We start from the raw sequence: 17500 nt of genomic DNA, 5'->3' as shown, positions 1-17500 counted from the left end.
AGGGAGGAGCCATTATGGTTGCGTCGGCAATCTGTAGAGTAGTTATGGGCCGCGCCGGCTCATCGTACACCAAACCGCATGTCCGACAGGGAAGAATGAAGTATTCACTTCTTGATTCCGCTGCCAAGCCCCCGTAATTGGTTCGCCCCTAAGGATGTACAACTAATAATTCTAGACGTATAGCTTCAGGAAGATGCGTATGGGTCACTTAGAACAAACAGCTGCAGATAAAAGCGCTTTAGGATTTGAGTACCAAGACCTAGTGCTTGTGAATACTCTGTTGGGGTTAAAACCTGGAGAGCAAATTGGTTTGGAGGTGTTTGACGACATCCACACCGAAAGCATTAGTGACGACTTGTGCCTCATCCAAGTGAAGCATAGCCTCTTAGGAGGCAATATAACTGAGCGAGACATTGATCTCTGGAAGACGCTATACAATTGGCTAAAATCACTACCCGAACTACCTCAAGGGAAAAATATTACATTTCAAATTTACTCAAATAAAACCCTCAACAACCAAAATCTAATAGTACTACTTAACTCAGCAAAAGCTAACAAAGAAAAAATCATCGCTGCAATCAGTGATATTTTTATGGACATAAAAGCCAAAGAGTCACTGAAAGATAAGACAGATTCAGCAAATCCGATATTCAAATACGCGGAAGCGCTAGCAACGGCAAAAAAAGAAGAAATAGAATTCATCCTAGAGCGATTCCACTTCCATACCGACACGGCTTCCGTGACTCATCAGATAAACGACAAGCTTTTGTACTTGGCTGTGCCTAACACCAAGTTGGACGATACACGAAAATTTGTTGTAGGTGCCTACAAGGAATATAAAGTTGCAAGCATCGTCGGCGGTGAGAAGGTAATAATCACGTATGATACCTTTAGAATTCAAATGGGGTTCGAGCGAATATTGCGGTCCTCCCGAAGCAACGAAGTAGACTATGACCGCTTTTATGATAAGTATTATCACTTTCAGCAGTTAGGTGACCTTTCGTTTCTAACTAGTACCTTCAGCTATCAGTTAAAAGATATCGGCCTGCCTCATGAGGACGTCATTGAGCATGGCATTGAAATGCTTGCAACCGCGGACTTAATTCGAGATCTGAAAAAGGAGGGAGATTTCACCCACCAAGATGATGCTCGTCTTGCAGCACAATGTGAAATGAGCTGGAAGAAAATCCATCGTCAAACACATGGTACATTTAATCAAAAAACTCCCCGAGCATTACTTGCCGCGCAAGCGTGCTACGACGCCACTTTGAAAAAAGAGTTGAAATTAAAAAACATTTCTCTTCCCGACGGATTTAGCAAAGGTAAGTTCATCGCACTATCCGATCTTCCTTCTATAGGGTGGAAGGTAGATTGGAAGGAGCTATATTCTAAATGAACCAACTTATCACGAATGAAGTACTTGGCACTTTAGCGTTTCAAGCTACATTGGCATGCCTACCAAATCGACAGTTAGACCTGACAAAGGCGCTGTTGATTTTACCACTGCTATATAACAAGCGAATCAGGGGCATCCTTAAAAACAAAAAGGTGGTGCACTTAGGCAGTCGCGACTTAGTACTTTCTTTTCCAAAAGACTTTGCAGCTGTGAACAACCACTATCTTGACATGTCAATTACATCAATAAACACAATCCTGCTAGCATGCGAGATGGGCATCACCACGCTAAATGCAAACACATTATTTTTGAGCGCAGAAATCTTTACATCAACTTGCTCCAAATCTATAGGTCAGTTAGGCAGTGAAATTTTTATCGCTGCCCCGCGCCTTGCAAAAATACTAGAAGAAAGCGCCGAAGAACTTTATCAGAATTTTAGGATAGTGCTATGAGCAGCATACAAATAACAAACATTCTTCTCTGGCAAAAAAATGGAATCCTGAGGAACCTTGAGTTCTTGGAGAATCACGTTAACGTCATAACGGGTGATTCGGGCAAAGGGAAGTCGTCAATTCTTTATATTATTGATTACTGCCTACTAGCCAGTGAGACGAAGGGAATCTCCAAAGCGAATATCGATTCAAAAGTCACTTGGTATGGATTGAAAATTAAGATCCATGGACGCGAGCTTTTGATTGCTCGCCCGTCAGAGGAAAATGAGGAAACCTCTCAGGCCTACTTGTCGGAAGGTCAGGAAATTCCTGAAACACCATTTTTTAACATTAAAATAGACAATCTAAAAAAGATTTTAAATGACGCTTTCGGTATCGATTCTGAATTAAAAATCCCATATGGCGGAAGGCACATACGCACTGGTTCAAAAGTTTCCTTTCGTAGCTTTCTACCTCATAGTTATCAAGATCAGAATGCTATCATTGCACCAGAATACCTATATATCAGACCGGCAGACGGGCGCTATCAAGAATCGATTGAAAGAACCTTTCGAATGGCGCTTGGCGTTGAAAACGTCAAAACCTCTACAGCAAAAACAAAGTTACTCGACTTGGAGCAGCAGCGCTTAGCATTTGAGCGTAAGAAAGAAATATTCGAAAAGAACAAGCTTGCATTTTCCGATGAACTTCAAAGTCTTGGCCAAGAAGCAGCAGCCTTGGGAATTCTAGATAGTATTCCAATGGATACAGACACCCTTCTACAAAAGCTTAAAGAAGTCGTAATTGACTCAGAAATACCATCACCTGGAAAAAATGAAGCTGAGAAAATAGAAAAGCAATTATTTTCGCTTCGTGCCAAAAATAAAAAATACGAAGCGTTTGCCGATAGGAAATCTGAACTTACCACCTCAACAAAACAAGCAGAGGATGCTCTTCGCCCAATTGAATTTTTCAACGAAAATGCAAACTTAGTATTTCCATCCGAAATGGCGAATAGCCTTATTCATCATCTCCAAAGGGAACTGACCCGTCTACGTATATCATTGAAGAGCAAAAAACAAGCTCCATTCCTTGCTGAAGTCACCGAATTGATTTCTGAGAATGCTAAAGAAATTTCAAAACTTGAGAAAGACCTGGTAGCACTTCAAAAAAATCAAAAAGCTCGATCGACCCCGAAAGAATATTATAAGTATATTGGCCGCCTTGATACAAAGATCCAGCTATTTAGCGGCTCGGACAGCCATACCTTCAACTATGATCCGGAAGAATACCGCACCAAAGCCGACCAACTCAAAAGCGTGATTGAGGAAGACAATCTGAAAGTTGAGTTAGCGGAGCAAAAGCTCAATGAATTCATTAATGAAAAACTCACAAGATTAAGACTCAAAGGATATGATAAATTTACTGCTCGGTTCAGCGAGAGGGAAAGACTAATACACTTGTTTTCGGAAGACCTGTCCTTCATTGAAAAGATGCCCGACATAGGCAGTGCATCTAATTATCTTTATCTACATCTAGCTTACTTCCTCTCCATTCACGAAGTTGCAAAGAGGCATAAGGTTTCGTGGATGCCATCATTTATGATTCTCGACCAGCCAAGCACACCTTATTACTCTACTGAAGGGGAACCAAACGATGATGTTGTCAGCCTTGATGCTGCTTTAATTGAGATGAATAGCTTTATAAAAAAAATGGACCAAGAAGGCGGATTCCAAATAATACTGCTCGAACATATTAAAGAGTCACATTGGACAAAACTAAAACTAGACAGATTCCACTTGGTAGACAAAGAATTGCGTGGAGATTACGGCCTGATTCTTGACTAAGAATTTTTTGTGGCTCTTTTCAAATAGCAGTTGCCAGCCCAACTGCTTTCCGCTCGCCAACAGCAAGAAATACCCTTTAATGTACGAAAAACACCGCCGCAATGGCAAAAAGCAACCCAAACTGGTTGTCGTGACAGGCCGAAACGGCCCAGGCTGTGTCAAAACGTAGACTCTGTTTTGAAGTCCTCGCTTCTAAGTTAAATCTGCAAGCGTTCGGTTAGTCAGCAGACCTGGATATTGTGTAGGAGCGTGTTTTTTGCGCCGACATTGATTACTGCATCCGAACGAAAGTGTTTTTACACAGCCTCGGCCAGTAGCGGCCGCTCAAACCTACACCGCTTTCGGCCAAAAGCAATCCATGGCGCAACATATCCTCCATCAATTCTTACTCGATCATGGCCCTCCTAACTTTACTGCGTTTCAGAAGATAAAATCAAACAATGTCAAGCTACTGACGACATGTTTGGAGCACAGCACCAACTCAAAATCTCTGAAGCAATTTCCTCCCAAGCATGCCGGATATCTGGCAGCAACTCGTCAAGGTTAACCACTTTATCTTTAATTAGAGAGAATGTAGCCCCTAATGGTGAGCCAGACAGCTGGTCTAACATATTGTGTTTGCAATCTGATTTTTTAGAGCACATTTTATTGCTACAGCCATTTGGCGTAGTCGCTAAAGCAGAGCTCCAATATTGAGAAAAAGCCCCAACGCCATATAGTTCAAAACAGGATATGTTCTTTTTTAACTGAAGATATCGCCAGTGATTATCACGATAATGTTTTTTGTAGGAGACCAGTTTTTGAGTATAGTTTGGATCGTCCCCCCAAGCCATTTCAAATGCACTAACTGGAATTAAATTCTCTATTGAGCACGCGCCTATTATATGGAAATCTGCCTGCGCGCGCGGCCTTAAACGGTCGCTTTTCACCACCTTAGAGGCTGTTTCTCCAGGCTGGAGCTTAGGGGCCCTAATGTCGCTATCTACAATACAAAGACAAAGCCTTGATGTATTAGCTTTTAAATTATCATACGCTTCAGAGGTTGTATTGCCACCACCTGGATAGCTTTCAAATGAAAGAGTTACGCCCTCATATTGAGTCTGCCTATAAATATTTATAGCAACCCAACGATAAAAATCAGCATCTGTGAGGTTCTCAACAAGTATCACTGACTTTTGCAGCAAGCTACTATTAATTTTATTGATTGGATATTCTATGATCTTGGATTTTATGGCTGTGGAATTAGAGTTATAATCACCAATTAATACTTTTCGCTCAACATGGCATGCAAGTGCGGCAACCTTTGGGTATTGGTTAATAATTCGATTTAGTAGTGCGCTTGCAGATCTGCTTTCATTCCCAATTATGCCGATCAACTCCTCGGAAACATGAATTTCAGAAAAAATTATATGATTCCCTTCACGATGCGCAGTCCAAAGTAGCTCCAGTTTTTCAATAATATTGTTTCGGTTTTTTATGCTTGCGTTTGCGTAGCCCACTAGGGACGAGTGAAGTTCGAATATCATATGGCTACAGGCTCAAAAAAACCATAAGGCCAGTTTTCCAGAAAGCCCTTTTCATTAAATGTGGCGTGAGTTAGCTGGGTTGGCAAGGAATAGCTTTCTCTATCAAAAATGAGTATTGATGCATCCTCATTAGAAAATTTATTCTTGGCTATCAAATAACCCAATCGATTGACCAAATACTCGCTGTGAGTTTCGATCACCAATCTCAGGTCTATATTTGCTACCTTCGCCGCATTAATGGAATTTACAAGTACATCTGCTAAATTAGCTTGCAATCTTGGATGCAGGTGCAATTCCGGTTGTTCGATTGAAAAGAATATAGGGATGCTCACCCGTGCTTTTCTGCTACCTGCACGCTGAGCAACCCATAATTGGGCAAGAATCGGAAATATTTGAGAAAATCCAAAACCAGTATCTGCTATGTTAACTTTCCCGGCCCCTACTTCCTTAGAGGTAAGGTAGACAGAGAGATGTCCACCATTCTCTTCAACAGCAATTGAGATACCAAAAAAATCTTGCGCCCACCTCGAGAAACCAGTCTGATCAGTTTGCGACATGTTATCCAGAAATAACGCAAAATTTCTACCCTGCGCGTCTAACTCATCTACTGCCAAGCCTTGCTTTCTATAATATCTCTCTGCACTCGCGCGAAGAGGAGTAATGTACTTGGATTTCTCTAACACCTCGAGTGTATAGTCGGCAATCATATTAATATAGTCGAAAAATTTTGTTCCGATAAGTAGATTTTTCAGCTCTACGAAATCAGGACTTGTCTTGCTCCAGCTTGCTGCATGCTTCCGCCAAACAGTATCTCCGATGTATCCACTCTTGGACGCGTTAAGTGCAGCGAGTGGAAAATAAGATAATCTGTGAATCAAATTGTCGCGCTTTTGCTCACCAGTCCTTCCATGTAAACGCGTCGCGACAAATTTTTGAAGCGCCATGTTAAAGTCACTGCCGTCGTCTCCTTCTAGAACCTTAAAAGCGTCATCTGACTCTTTTCTGGCGAACGTAGGAATAGGTCCCTTCCAGTGTTTCACCGCTATATGTGCAACTAAAGCGGTATACTCCTTACCATTTATATTCAGAAGGGAAATACTGCCGTCTTTTGAAATCACAAACTCAAGATTATCTTTTTCAATCTGGATTTTATACTCAAAGGTTGCGTCATTTTTAATGGGCGCCGCAACTTCTGATATCTCTACAGATACGTTTGATCGACTAGAAATGGATTTTCTAATGTGTGAATTTCGCAATAATTGCAATTCGCTTGGAAGATCGAAATCATAGCAAAACGACAATCTTTTCTCATCAGAAAATGTTGATAACGTTTCTGTAATCCCACCGAAGTCGACTAGCTCGCCGACCCATAGAAACGGTTCGCGCGTTCGAACTGATGTTCCTTGTTTTAATAGCGCTAGCGAACGCAAAAAAGTACTTTTACCCGAACTATTTTGACCAAGAAGAAGAGTAATTGGTTTGATTTCGATGCGTCCAGTGTCGGAAAGACTCCTGAAGCCTTTAAGTCGGATGGATTTCAAATGGATACCTATAGTTGTCTAAAGAGATTTGCATTTCGATTTGGCACAAAGAATGACCCTACCAACGCTAAATCGGAGTTCAATATTTGGAAAAATTAGATCGCAGCCTGGCAATCGCCCCTTTGATTTTTGCTCTATTACGGCGCGATATGTATCGAGTAGATAATAATCCGTAGTGGTCAGTATGCGGATCGCCGGTCGCCGGGGTAGCGTTTTCAAGCGTGGTCAGATATTCGTCCCAATTGCCTTTGAACTGATCGTTGAACAAAGTGCCTGGGGCATGTACGTGAGGTTCCCACCGAAGCCAACGGGAGCCTGAACTCAAAGGGGGAGGAGGTGTGTGCTGCATGCTGACTTCCTTGTAAACTGGTCCCTAATTCTGATGGGCTCAGCGCAATGCGTGCAATAGAAATAGGCGCTGCTCGGCTAGCGTTCCCGCCCAGCCTAACTCGGCGTGCGCCGAAGGATGATGAGCAAGAGTTCCTTGATCCAGCTCCTCAGCTCGGGTGGGGCTTCAAGTCGGCCATGTTTTCATCCTATCAGCCATCACACGTGGCTTTTTATGTCCGTGACTTGGCCTCGGTGCTGGCTGCGAATGGATCAGCATCTGGAGCACGTCCTCGTCTTCAATCGCGCCTGCGGGTTAAAGGTATCGCTTTTTCTGCATCCCGTCGGGAAGCTCACGCGGCCAATGGCTGCAGGCTTGACGATCCCGCATTCAACCCTACCCCAATGGGTTGGCGTGAGCGGTGTGTAGTTGCAGCCGCTGGTCGAGGCCCACGCACGGCGCAACTTCTTCGAGCTGCTCGCCACCAACAAGAGCATCCTCGCCGAGCAGGCCCTGCGCTACATCCAGTTGTTATACGAAATCGAGAGTGAAGTCTGCGACCTGGAACCGGATTTACGTCGTTGAATACGGGCGGCAAAGCAGTCCCTGTGATGGATGCGCTGCATGCATGGATGATCGCTCAGCGCGATCTTGTGCATGATGGTTCGGCTATCAGCAAAGCACTGAATTACAGCCTCAAACGCTGGCCGGCGCTGTCGCGCTATTTCAATGGAGGGGCCGCTCCCATTGACAATAATTGGGTGGAGAACCAGATCCGACCATAGGCGTTGGGGCGCAAGAGCTGGTCTTCGCAGGATCACTGCGCAGTGGCAAGCGGGCCGTAGCGATCATGAATTTGATTCTGTCGGCATGACTCCACGGACATGATCCGCACGCGTTTTTAAAGGATGTCCTCACGCGCCTGCCGACACGTCGGGTGAGTGAGATCGAACAACTACTGCCACACCAGTGGTGCCTCCCTGACTTACGCAAGATGAGTTGGGCAGACGCAAAAAATCTTCGGTGGCGATGACCATCAACCCTTGGTTGATGATCAATTCTTGCCTCAGTACTGATCGATCAAGGAAAAGCCTCGATCCTGGCCAGACCAGAATGGTTTGAATCTCCCAAGATCAAGTCCCGGGATGCTGGTGACCGACCAATAATAATAGTCGAGAACCCAGGTGTATTTGTCGCGGGCCCTTGCGTCAGGCTCTGCTTCCCTGCTCTTGAAGACGTCGACCATTTCTTTGTAAATATCGTTGTGATTAGGGTTCGTGGAAATGAAGCTTCGGGCAAAGTGCAGCACCATTTCCCCCTTTTCCTTGACGATATAATTCTTGCCCTCGGTGCTCAATTCATCATAAAGATGGTCGTCGAACATAATCCGAGGATTTTTGGCGACCTGGCTCTCCAGATAGTAGGCTTTCTCCAGCCCGACTGAGGAGATGAAGCTGTGCTCTGCAACGTTTCGCTCAGAATATGTACCGCTGGAGATGCCACCCCTCACGAACAGATCTTCATAGCTCAGAAAAGTGGCAAGCAGTGAGCAAAACTGCACCACGCCAAAGAGCTCATCCTCGCTGTTTTCTTTGGCATCCGCTGTTATCACGATGCTATCGGAGAAGAAACGTGTCTTGATTCCCGATGTATCGTAGAAGTGCGATGTCAGATTCATCGTTCCAAACGCATTTTCGTAGGCGCGGTTTATCCTCTCACTGAGGTTGTACTGACCCGCGAAGAATTTTCTGGATTTTTCCTTGTAGCCCAGGATGTCCAGAAAAGCGCAGTAATGGCGTTGCGACGGCGGCACATAACGATCAAGAGAGTTCCAATCTGCATTTGCCATTTAGACGTCCTTTTTCACTGCTTAGGATTGAGGAAGATGCCCCTGTCACTCGTCAGGGACGAGTGACAGCTTATCAGCCAGCACGCCGAATCAACGCTGGATAGCGCTGAAAACTGGATCGAGAGTCAAATCCGCCCATTGGCAAATGGGCGCTAGAACTGATTGTTTGCGGGCTCGTTACCAGTGATAAACGTGCAACTGCGAACATGAGTTTGAGCCGGTCGGCGCGGCTCGATGGGCATGATCCGTACGCTTACTTGAAGGGCGTTCTTATGTGCCCGCCGACGCATCGTGTGAGTGGATTACCTAGCTGTTGCCACATCGGTGGGCGTCTATTTTAGCAACGCAAGGCGTGTGGGCGGACACTTACGTTTCCACGACGCCACGACCGGCTGGGTTGAATCGATTTCCGCCTATTGCCACCGGCAGCTATGGGCAGTTCACTGCCAATCATGGTTAGGAAGCGTGCTGGTCAGATCGAATGCAAACGGGTGGTCATGTGGAGTGCAGTATTCTAAATGGTATTCCAACTAAAAATAAAAATAATTATTAATGTTACAAATCAATAACTTAATTAGCCGATTCAAATTACCCCGGCACTTCAGCATCACCAAAACCCGCCAACTGCGGGTTTTGTTGTTTCTGCGATGAGGAAAGCCCAGCCGAACAGCCCTCGGAATTTTCCCGCAAGCTATCGCGCCGTTGATGAACTGGTGCTCACCTCACCATAACGCTAACGTTCCCCAGTCGCTGCACATCAGTGACCGGCTTTGACAGGCCGAAAAGTGTAACCTTCACACCCCTTTGATAAGACGGCATGCTTTACGCGTTCCGCCTATTTCATGGTGGCTGTGCGTGGGGCATCTTCGGGTGCGCCGGGTTCCTACACTTCCGGTCTGTCAACCCGCGTACAGCTGCCACCCAATCCTGTTTGACAGCGGGAGGTGGCGGCTCCTTGAACAGTGTAGGAGCAACAACCATGAAAAAACTCACCCCCAATCCCCCCTCCACCACCCTCTTCACCCTAGCTCCAGACATCCCAGCCGAAACCCTGTTGATCCAAACCAGCGAAACCCTCGCGTCCCTCAATGCCATGACCACCGACCTGGCCTTCGAACTCGACGGCGCCTACCGCCACAAGCTGCTGGCCACTCAGCAATTGATCGTGCTCGGGGAATTGTTGGTGGAGCGCGTGCTGGTACTCACCCAAGCTCCGCAAACTGTCCAATAACCCAAAAAGGCCGAGGCGCATTCATTCTGCGGCTCGGCCTTTTGCTGTGATGCGTTTCCATCATCCAAGCGCGTGCCCAAGGCGTGGGCTGTGACAATGACAAAAACCCACTCTCGTTCACGAAATATTCAGAATCCCCGACAGATACTAGCCAATTGCAATGACCGTTCCCCCCGAACGGTCCCCTGCCCCGGTAGCTTGAACCCATGACGCGTCCCGTTCCTCTGCTGTTGCTGCTTGTAGGTTTGCTGTTCTTCTTCGCCCTGGGCAGACACGAGCTGCAAGGTTCCACCGAAGCCCGCGTTGCCGGGATCGCCATGGCCATGCACTTGGACAATGATTGGGTGGTGCCGCGTCTGTTTCGCGAGCCCTTCCTGGAAAAACCGCCTCTGAGCCTATGGCTCGACGCCGGTGCGATTCGCCTGTTTGGCGGCACTACTTGGGCCGTGCGGCTAGCTTCGGCGTTTGCCGGGTTGTTCAGCGTGATGCTGTTCTACGGGATGCTGCGTCAATTCGGCCGACCAAAGAACCTGGCGTTCGGCGCGGCGTTGATCCTGGCGACCATGGCCAGTTTTTGGGGCAATGTGCGCGGTGTGGGTGAAGACGCATTGCTCACCCTTGGCGTGACCACGGCGCTGCTGGCGTTCTACCAAGTCATGCGCCCTGATCGCCAAGGCTCCAGCGCCTGGGCTTGGGCGCTGTTTACCGTCGGCATGGTGATCGCCACCCTGAGCAAAGGGGTGCTGGGTCTGGCGATGCCGGGCATTGTGATTTTTGTGTACCTGGCCGTGACCAGTGTGATGGACAAGCGCCTGCGCGTCGGTGACTGGATCAAGCCTGGGCTGTTCACGCTGTTGGCGCTGGTGCCGCTGATGATCTGGCTGGGCTTCCTGTTCCAGCGTGGCGGCATGCAGGCTGTCGGCGAAGTGCTGTGGACCAATAGCGTCGGGCGTTTCAGCGGCTCGTTTGTCGAAGCCGGCCATTACGAGCCGTTCTACTACTACATCGCCAAGCTGCCCCAGGCGTTCCTGCCGTGGAACATCCTGGTGTACCTGGGCCTGTGGCATTTCCGCAAAAGCCTGATGCGCAATCGCTACCGCCTGTTTTTCAGTGTGTGGCTGGTGGCGCAGTTCACCCTGCTGACGCTGGCGTCCAGCAAACGTACCGTTTACCTGATGTCCCTCACGCCAGCGGCCACGGTGCTGGCGGCGGAATATGCCTACGTGTTGTTGCAATGGCTGAAGGATCGCAAGCCTGGCCTGTACCGCTACCATCGGCCGGTGATTGCTGGGGTATTTACTGTGCTGTTTGCCAGCTACTTGGGCGCGGCTTTCTGGTTTATCCCCAAGGCCGACAAGCGCGAGTCGTTCGTGCCGGTGATCAGCCAACTCCAGGCGCTGCAGGCAGAAGGTCGAGAAGTGGCGATGTTCCAGCCCAACGAACGTATTTCCGGAGCCGGTGTGTTCTATATGCAGGCCTACGTACCGATCCTGCAAAGCGAGCCTGAGTTGCGCGCTTTCCTCACCGCCAAACCCGGCAACGTTGTGCTGACGGATCACACCAAGGGGTTGGATGAGAAAGTGACGGTGATCAAGGAGATGGCGATCAGCCGCCAGCCTTACTACTTCATCGAGCAATAAGGCTGGCGCGGGGCATCAGTGCTTGGTGAGTTTGTCCAGGTAACCCATGGCAAACGCCGAGACCACGAAGGTCATGTGGATGATCACGTACCACATCAGGTGCTGTGGATCGACGTTCTTGGCGTCCATGAAGATGCGCAGCAAATGGATGGACGAAATCGCCACGATGGAGGCTGCCACCTTCATCTTCAGCGACGAAGAGTCCATGGTGCCCAGCCAGTTGAGCTTTTCCTTGTTGTCATCGATATCCAGCTGCGAGACGAAGTTCTCGTAGCCGGAGATCATCACCATCACCAACAAGCCGCCGACCAGGGCCATGTCGATCAGCGACAGCAGCAACAGGATGACGTCCGCCTCCAGCATGGTGAACACGTTGGGCAGCACATGGATGATTTCCTGGAAGAACTTCAGCGCCAGGATCAGCAGGCCCAGGGACAACCCGAGGTAGATAGGCGCCAACAGCCAGCGTGAGGCGTACATAGTATTTTCGATAAAGCGTTCCATGGGATCTCACACAGCTTGGCTAAAAATGGCGGCGAGTATACCAGCCACTACCAAACAGCTGTAACCGCGAGAAAACTGACCCAGGCGGCATCTGTAAGAGCGTTTTTCTGCTAGTGTCGAGCCCATCAACTCGGCTCGATGACGTCGGACAGGAAGACTCAGATGATGGATGTGCGATCCCCTTTGGCCAGTATCGGCCTGTGTGCGGCGTTGCTGATGGCCAGCGGCTGCTCCCCCAAAGATGAGCAGAAAAAGCAGGTCACCCTCGAAGAGAAAACCGCAAAGTTCGAACAATCACTGGACAGCATCCAGGACCCAAAACTGCGCGACGCCATCGCCGACCTCGGTGGTTCGTTGCTGTTGCTGGAGCGCGCACGGGTCAAGCTCGCCGACAAACCGATCGAGGCCGAGTACGGCGAAGACACCTTGGCCCTGCTCAAGCATTACCCCACTCCCCAAGCCTTGGTGGATACCTACGTCAATGGCCTGTTCGTGCTGCGCAAAGCCTCCCACTCCGACTACCTGACGGATTTGCAGCCGGTCTTCCCGTTCAGCTTCAACACCCCGGACCAGTTCCCGTTCCCCCACGTTCTGGAATGGCAGTCGGTCACCCTGAGCAACAACAAGGTCATTCCCTTCCAGCCCGAATGGTCGGAAACCGATCCCGGCATCCAATTGAGCCCCAGCAGCTCCAACCTGACCAACCCTGACGACCTGACGGTGACCTACCCATTCATCGAGGGCGTCGAGACAGAGAACAAGAGCCAACCACAGCCCGTCAGCCTCAAAGGTGCGGTTGAAGTGGTTGCGCCTGGCAAAGTGCTGACGTTTGACCTGTCGAAAAAAGACGTTGGCCACAAACGTACCGAGGGCACGATCACCCTCAACCTGCTGCTGCTGGAAAAGAACTACGCCGAAATCGAGCTTACCAACAGCGCACCGTTGGCGCCGGAGGTCGGCGACGAATCACCCAACCCGCTGCTGGTACAGGCACGGGACAGCACGGGGCAATTCCTCACGCGTTCAGGCTCGATCAACGAGAATGCCGCGCAGGTGGAGTTCTACGAGAAACAACTGGCCGAGATGCAAAAACAGAAAACCTGGTCCGATGCGTTCGAAAAACAGCTCACTGACGAGCAAAAAGCCTTCGAACATAAACAGAGCAGCCATTACGCCAAGGTCTATTTCAATGGCTTGATCGATAACCTGCAGGTCGATGTGCTCGACTTCTCCACGGCCACGGTCACCCGCAAAGACCTCGACCTACCCGTACAGCGTTTCGACAAAAACAGCCTGCAAAAAACCGTACAGGCCCTGCCGATGCCAGTCACCGTGTACGACGACAGCGCCGCCAGCTGGCTCAAGGACGCGTCGATGACCGAGGACCAGCTGAAAAACAGCGTCACCATCAGCCAGTCCACCGAAGACGCCAGCGCTGCACATATCGTGTTCGACCACCCGTTCACCTTCAATGACGACCTGGTGGGCAACGAACGCAGCAGCAGTGAAGAGCCCATCACCTTCTTCACCGCCGACGAAAAAGGCGAACGCGGCGAGCCCATTGAGCTACCGGCCGAGGCTTTCGAGCTGGATGCTGCGCGCGGCACTCTCACCTACGACCTGAACCTGTTCCCGGAAAACCCGGCATTTGTGGTGGGCTCGATTCCGCTGTTTTTGGCCAATATCGAGAAAGCCACGATTGACGTGACCAAACTGCCCAAGGGTCTGACCCTCAAGGACAACGCGTTGATCGTCGACCAGAAAGAATTCCCGTCCGACAGCTGGCGCTTCTATGCCAAGGACGCCAGTGGCAGCTACCTCAAGGAAATCCTCGGCGTAAGCCACCGCGCCGAGGAATACGGCACGGCGATGTTTGATGTGCATTATTTCTACGGTCAGCCGACATCGCTGGAGAGCTACCAGCGCACCGACCTGAACACCGTGCAATACGGTTTCGAGGTCAAGTTGGACAAGCCAGAAACCAAATAACCCTCAGTGGCGGGTGTCACTGAGGCTGTGCACCCGCCCGCTATTGAGCTGCCGCAGATGGGCCTGCAGGTGCAGGCACCAGATCTGCGGGTCGTCTGCCAGCTCATAGCCGTGCAGCGTCAGGCTTTCGACGATGGATTCAAGAATGGTTTCGGCCACGAAAGGCCCATGGAACGGACCTTGAGACTTGATCGTGGAAGGCTGTTCGCCCGTCATTCCGGCGGCAAACAACAAGGTCCACATCCCGGTATCCCCCGCAAGAGGGCGAATCGAGCATTCGATACGGGTGACCAGGCCCAGGCACTGGCGGGTGAGGCAGAGGTTGCGCGACATGGCGGCGACCCTCGGTAGATCGGTGTTCAACCTCACGCAAGGCGAGGCTGTCTCTATCCTGCGACTCCTGTAGAGATCCCTTGAGCAGAGAATAGAAGAAAACCAGTACAAACCAAGGCTGTAGGGACCAACGGGCGTTGGTCCCTACAGCCCGAGTCAATTTCATGACAAACCGCCTTCAGGTGGGCTTGGCCTCGGCCAGCGCTTGCTGCGCCAGCTCCTTCTCCGCTTCCTTCAAGTCTTCTTCGCTGATCATCTCCGCAATCACCCGCAAACGCTCAACCACGCGCGCGTTGACGGAGCCTTCCGGAAATTGCCCTTCGGCATCCGGCTCACCCGCCGGCTCGCCCACCAGCAGGCTCAACGCCTCGTCCGCCTGGCGCACCGCGTAGATATGGAACTGTCCGGCACGCACGGCCTGCAGCACCTTCTCATCCAGCATCAACGTGGCAACGTTGGCCTGGGGAATGATCGCCCCCTGCTCACCAGTCAAACCGCGGGCTTCACAGAGACGGAAGAAGCCTTCGATCTTCTCGTTGACCCCGCCCACCGCCTGCACTTCGCCAAACTGGTTGATAGAGCCGGTGATCGCAAAGCACTGCTTGAGCGGCGTTTTTGACAGGGCCGAGATCAGGGTGCACGCCTCGCCGAGGGACGCGCTGTCACCGTCCACGTAACCGTAGGACTGCTCCAGCGCGATACTCGCCGAGATCGCCAGCGGGAATTCCTGCGCATAACGGCTGCCCAGGTAACCGGTGAGGATCATCACACCCTTGGAGTGAATCGGCTGGCCAAGGTTGACCTCGCGTTCAATGTCGACGATACCGCTGCCGCCCGGGTACACCGTGGCAGAGATCCGCGCCGGCACACCAAAGGCCGAGTCACCGACTTCCAATACCGTCAGCCCGTTGCACTTGCCAACCGCGGCGCCGGCGGTGTCGATCAGGATGACCCCGGCGAGCATGTCGTCCAGGATCCGCGCCGACACTCGCCCAGTGCGCGTGGCCTTGGCCTTGAGCGCTCGTTCGATGTGACCCGCATCGGTCATCTCATCGCCGGCCAGGTGACGAATGAAGTCCGCCTCGCTGACCAACTGGAACAAATCACCAATGCGCGCCGACAACCGGCCTTGGTGCTCCGCCAGCCGCGCACTGTATGTCGCCAGGCGCGCCACCGCGTCCGAGGTCAGCGGCGCCATGCCTTCTTCCGACGTACGGGTTTTGAGCAACTGGGCGAACTGTTCCAGGCTTTCGTCCACCATCGGGATGTCTTCGTCGAAGTCCACCAGCACGCGGAACATTTCCTGGAAGTCCGGATCGGCATCCTGCAACGCGTAGTACAACTGGCGCGAACCGATGATGATCACTTTGACCTGCAACGGGATCATCTGCGGGTTGAGGGTCACCGTGGCCAGACGGCCCAGCTCGCCCAACGGCGACTCCATCTTCAACTTGCGCGACTGCAGGGAACGCTTGAGAGCGTCCCACACAAACGGTTCACCGAGCATTTTCTCGGCTTCCAGGATCAGGAAGCCGCCATTGGCACGGTGCAAAGCGCCCGGACGTAACTGGCGATACGTGGTGTACAGCGCGCCCTGGTCGGTGCTGTATTCGATACGGCCGAACAGGTTGTCGTAGGTCGGGTGCGGTTCGAACACCACCGGTGCACCACCGTTGACCGGGTGGCCGACCACCAGGCTTGGGCAATATTGCTCTTCCAGCAGCTTGCGCGCCTGGGCGTCGGTCTTGGCGTCGTCCACCAATTGCTCGACCACCGTCTTGAGCAGATACACCTGCATGGCTTGCAGGTAACCGCAGACAGCCGCGTTTTCCGCGTACTTTTCCGACAGCGGTGCGAGCAAAGGCTGCAGGGCCAGGGTGATGGTTTCTTCGTTGAACTGGCGCAGTTGGTTGTTTGACTCGCGCTTCCACTGCGGCAGGCTGGCCAGTTCTTCGTTCAGGCGTTCTTCCAGCTCGGAGATGTCCGTGTGGAAACGCTCGCGGTCGGCTTCCGGCAGTTGCGAGAACTCCGCCTCGTCCAGCGCCTTTCCATCCAGCATCGGAGTAAAGGCGATGTTGGTGCTGTCGCGGTACAGCGCCACGTCCTTTTCCAGGGCCAGGCGCTCGATCACGTCCAGGGCTTTGTCGTAGCGCTGGTTAAACGCGCGGTCGATGGCGCTTTTGCGTTGTTGGTAAGTGGGGTGTTCGAAGACCGCCGGAAAGGTGGCAACCAGGTTATCCACCAAGCCGTTGATGTCGCTGATGAACGCCGCCGCGCCGCCGCCTGGCAATTCCAGTGCGCGCGGTTCGCGAGGCTCATCGAAATTATTCACGTAGACCCAATCCGCCGGGGTCTGCAGGCGTTTACCTTCAGCCTTCAGGTAGCGTTTGACGAACGAAAAGCGACCGGTACCCGGCTCGCCCATGACAAACACGTTGTAACCGGGGCGCGGCATTGCCACACCGAACTGCAACGCTTCAACCGCACGTTCCTGGCCAAGCACACCGCGAAAGGGCTCCAAATCATTGGTGGTCGAGAAGCTGAACTGTTCAGCGGAGAAAGGGCGAGTCAGCGCTTCGGGCGCTAGACGCAAGCTGGCAGCAACAGGATCAGGCATCGGGCTTCCTTACATCAGGCGGGGCAGATGACGGCATTCTGGCTCCCGGTTGCGCGCTCTGGCAAGGCGCGTTGTTGGGAAAGCCTAGACACGGAACACGTCCTACAAAAAAAACGCGAAATCTCTGATTGTTTTATAAAAAATAACGGAACCCCTGGAACGTGCCTAAACTCCAAACTGCGCGGGTTGGACTAATAACCGATCCCTCAGGGCGCTGCGACGCGCCTGAACCCTTGTCCATTGGTTTGCACACAAAGAGAACAAAGCT

At 51.1% G+C, this 17500-nt stretch carries 12 protein-coding genes and 2 pseudogenes; 7 read left to right on the top strand and 7 right to left on the bottom strand.

The features are described from left to right. Positions 1–199: 199 nt before the first annotated feature. The 3 genes from CFE47_RS08500 to CFE47_RS08490 are packed head-to-tail and all read left to right on the top strand — an operon-like array spanning position 200 to position 3674. Positions 200–1396, top strand: a complete 1197-nt coding sequence (locus CFE47_RS08500) for a hypothetical protein (protein WP_286836267.1) — start codon at positions 200–202, stop codon at positions 1394–1396. After that, positions 1393–1848 carry a hypothetical protein gene (locus CFE47_RS08495; RefSeq protein ID WP_286836266.1) on the top strand — a complete coding sequence of 152 codons (456 nt, stop codon included), beginning with the start codon at positions 1393–1395 and terminating at the stop codon, positions 1846–1848. The genes CFE47_RS08500 and CFE47_RS08495 overlap by 4 nt, the downstream gene beginning before the upstream one ends. Continuing rightward, positions 1845–3674: a DUF3732 domain-containing protein gene (locus CFE47_RS08490; protein WP_286836265.1), complete on the top strand. Its 1830-nt coding sequence runs from the start codon at positions 1845–1847 to the stop codon at positions 3672–3674. The genes CFE47_RS08495 and CFE47_RS08490 overlap by 4 nt, the downstream gene beginning before the upstream one ends. A 443-nt stretch (positions 3675–4117) precedes the next feature. Here CFE47_RS08490 and CFE47_RS08485 read toward each other — a convergent pair whose 3' ends face one another. From CFE47_RS08485 to CFE47_RS31665, 3 genes and pseudogenes are all read right to left on the bottom strand, one after another. Next, entirely contained in the window at positions 4118–5200 is a 1083-nt protein-coding gene (locus tag CFE47_RS08485; protein WP_286836264.1) for a hypothetical protein, read from the bottom strand. Then, on the bottom strand, positions 5197–6741 hold the full coding sequence (locus tag CFE47_RS08480; RefSeq protein WP_286836263.1) for an AAA family ATPase: 1545 nt from the start codon (positions 6739–6741) through the stop codon (positions 5197–5199). Before CFE47_RS08480 ends, CFE47_RS08485 begins: the two co-directional genes overlap by 4 nt. Positions 6742–6801: 60 nt before the next feature. Then, a pseudogene (locus CFE47_RS31665) lies at positions 6802–7090 on the bottom strand (hypothetical protein); the annotation flags it as partial. A gap of 426 nt (positions 7091–7516) precedes the next feature. Here CFE47_RS31665 and CFE47_RS08475 point away from each other — a divergent pair. After that, positions 7517–8102, top strand: a pseudogene (locus CFE47_RS08475) (IS66 family transposase); the annotation flags it as partial. Between the two features lie 33 nt (positions 8103–8135). Here CFE47_RS08475 and CFE47_RS08470 read toward each other — a convergent pair. After that, on the bottom strand, positions 8136–8918 hold the full coding sequence (locus CFE47_RS08470; protein ID WP_286836262.1) for a hypothetical protein: 783 nt from the start codon (positions 8916–8918) through the stop codon (positions 8136–8138). A gap of 979 nt (positions 8919–9897) precedes the next feature. Between CFE47_RS08470 and CFE47_RS08460 the strand changes: the two genes are divergently transcribed. Both CFE47_RS08460 and CFE47_RS08455 read left to right on the top strand, forming a co-directional pair. After that, positions 9898–10149 (top strand): DUF6124 family protein, encoded by a 252-nt coding sequence (locus CFE47_RS08460; protein WP_286836261.1) that lies wholly within the window; start codon positions 9898–9900, stop codon positions 10147–10149. A gap of 206 nt (positions 10150–10355) precedes the next feature. After that, positions 10356–11789, top strand: coding sequence for an ArnT family glycosyltransferase (locus CFE47_RS08455; RefSeq protein ID WP_286836260.1), 1434 nt, complete (start codon positions 10356–10358; stop codon positions 11787–11789). A 15-nt stretch (positions 11790–11804) separates the two neighbouring features. Here CFE47_RS08455 and CFE47_RS08450 read toward each other — a convergent pair whose 3' ends face one another. Continuing rightward, positions 11805–12293: a TIGR00645 family protein gene (locus CFE47_RS08450; RefSeq protein WP_017739158.1), complete on the bottom strand. Its 489-nt coding sequence runs from the start codon at positions 12291–12293 to the stop codon at positions 11805–11807. Between the two features lie 162 nt (positions 12294–12455). On the opposite strand from CFE47_RS08450, the gene CFE47_RS08445 reads away from it, so the two are divergent. Then, positions 12456–14282 carry a hypothetical protein gene (locus tag CFE47_RS08445; protein ID WP_286836259.1) on the top strand — a complete coding sequence of 609 codons (1827 nt, stop codon included), beginning with the start codon at positions 12456–12458 and terminating at the stop codon, positions 14280–14282. Between the two features lie 3 nt (positions 14283–14285). On the opposite strand, the gene CFE47_RS08440 is transcribed toward CFE47_RS08445, so the two are convergent. Next, complete coding sequence (locus CFE47_RS08440; RefSeq protein WP_286836258.1) at positions 14286–14615, bottom strand: PA4575 family protein; 330 nt, start codon at positions 14613–14615, stop codon at positions 14286–14288. Between the two features lie 178 nt (positions 14616–14793). After that, positions 14794–17232, bottom strand: coding sequence for a Lon protease family protein (locus CFE47_RS08435; RefSeq protein ID WP_185708533.1), 2439 nt, complete (start codon positions 17230–17232; stop codon positions 14794–14796). Positions 17233–17500 lie beyond the last annotated feature (268 nt).

Source organism: Pseudomonas sp. PGPPP1 (assembly GCF_002255865.1).
Taxonomy (GTDB): Bacteria; Pseudomonadota; Gammaproteobacteria; order Pseudomonadales; family Pseudomonadaceae; genus Aquipseudomonas; species Aquipseudomonas cremoris.
This window is presented reverse-complemented; position numbering and strand designations above follow the sequence as displayed.

Bases quoted from the DNA above. Each gene is read 5' to 3' on its own strand.
- CFE47_RS08500 (WP_286836267.1), top strand. From the start codon at position 200: ATGGGTCACTTAGAACAAACAGCTGCAGATAAAAGCGCTTTAGGATTT.
- CFE47_RS08495 (WP_286836266.1), top strand. From the start codon at position 1,393: ATGAACCAACTTATCACGAATGAAGTACTTGGCACTTTAGCGTTTCAA.
- CFE47_RS08490 (WP_286836265.1), top strand. From the start codon at position 1,845: ATGAGCAGCATACAAATAACAAACATTCTTCTCTGGCAAAAAAATGGA.
- CFE47_RS08485 (WP_286836264.1), bottom strand. From the start codon at position 5,200: ATGATATTCGAACTTCACTCGTCCCTAGTGGGCTACGCAAACGCAAGC.
- CFE47_RS08470 (WP_286836262.1), bottom strand. From the start codon at position 8,918: ATGGCAAATGCAGATTGGAACTCTCTTGATCGTTATGTGCCGCCGTCG.
- CFE47_RS08460 (WP_286836261.1), top strand. From the start codon at position 9,898: ATGAAAAAACTCACCCCCAATCCCCCCTCCACCACCCTCTTCACCCTA.
- CFE47_RS08455 (WP_286836260.1), top strand. From the start codon at position 10,356: ATGACGCGTCCCGTTCCTCTGCTGTTGCTGCTTGTAGGTTTGCTGTTC.
- CFE47_RS08450 (WP_017739158.1), bottom strand. From the start codon at position 12,293: ATGGAACGCTTTATCGAAAATACTATGTACGCCTCACGCTGGCTGTTG.
- CFE47_RS08445 (WP_286836259.1), top strand. From the start codon at position 12,456: ATGATGGATGTGCGATCCCCTTTGGCCAGTATCGGCCTGTGTGCGGCG.
- CFE47_RS08440 (WP_286836258.1), bottom strand. From the start codon at position 14,615: ATGTCGCGCAACCTCTGCCTCACCCGCCAGTGCCTGGGCCTGGTCACC.
- CFE47_RS08435 (WP_185708533.1), bottom strand. From the start codon at position 17,232: ATGCCTGATCCTGTTGCTGCCAGCTTGCGTCTAGCGCCCGAAGCGCTG.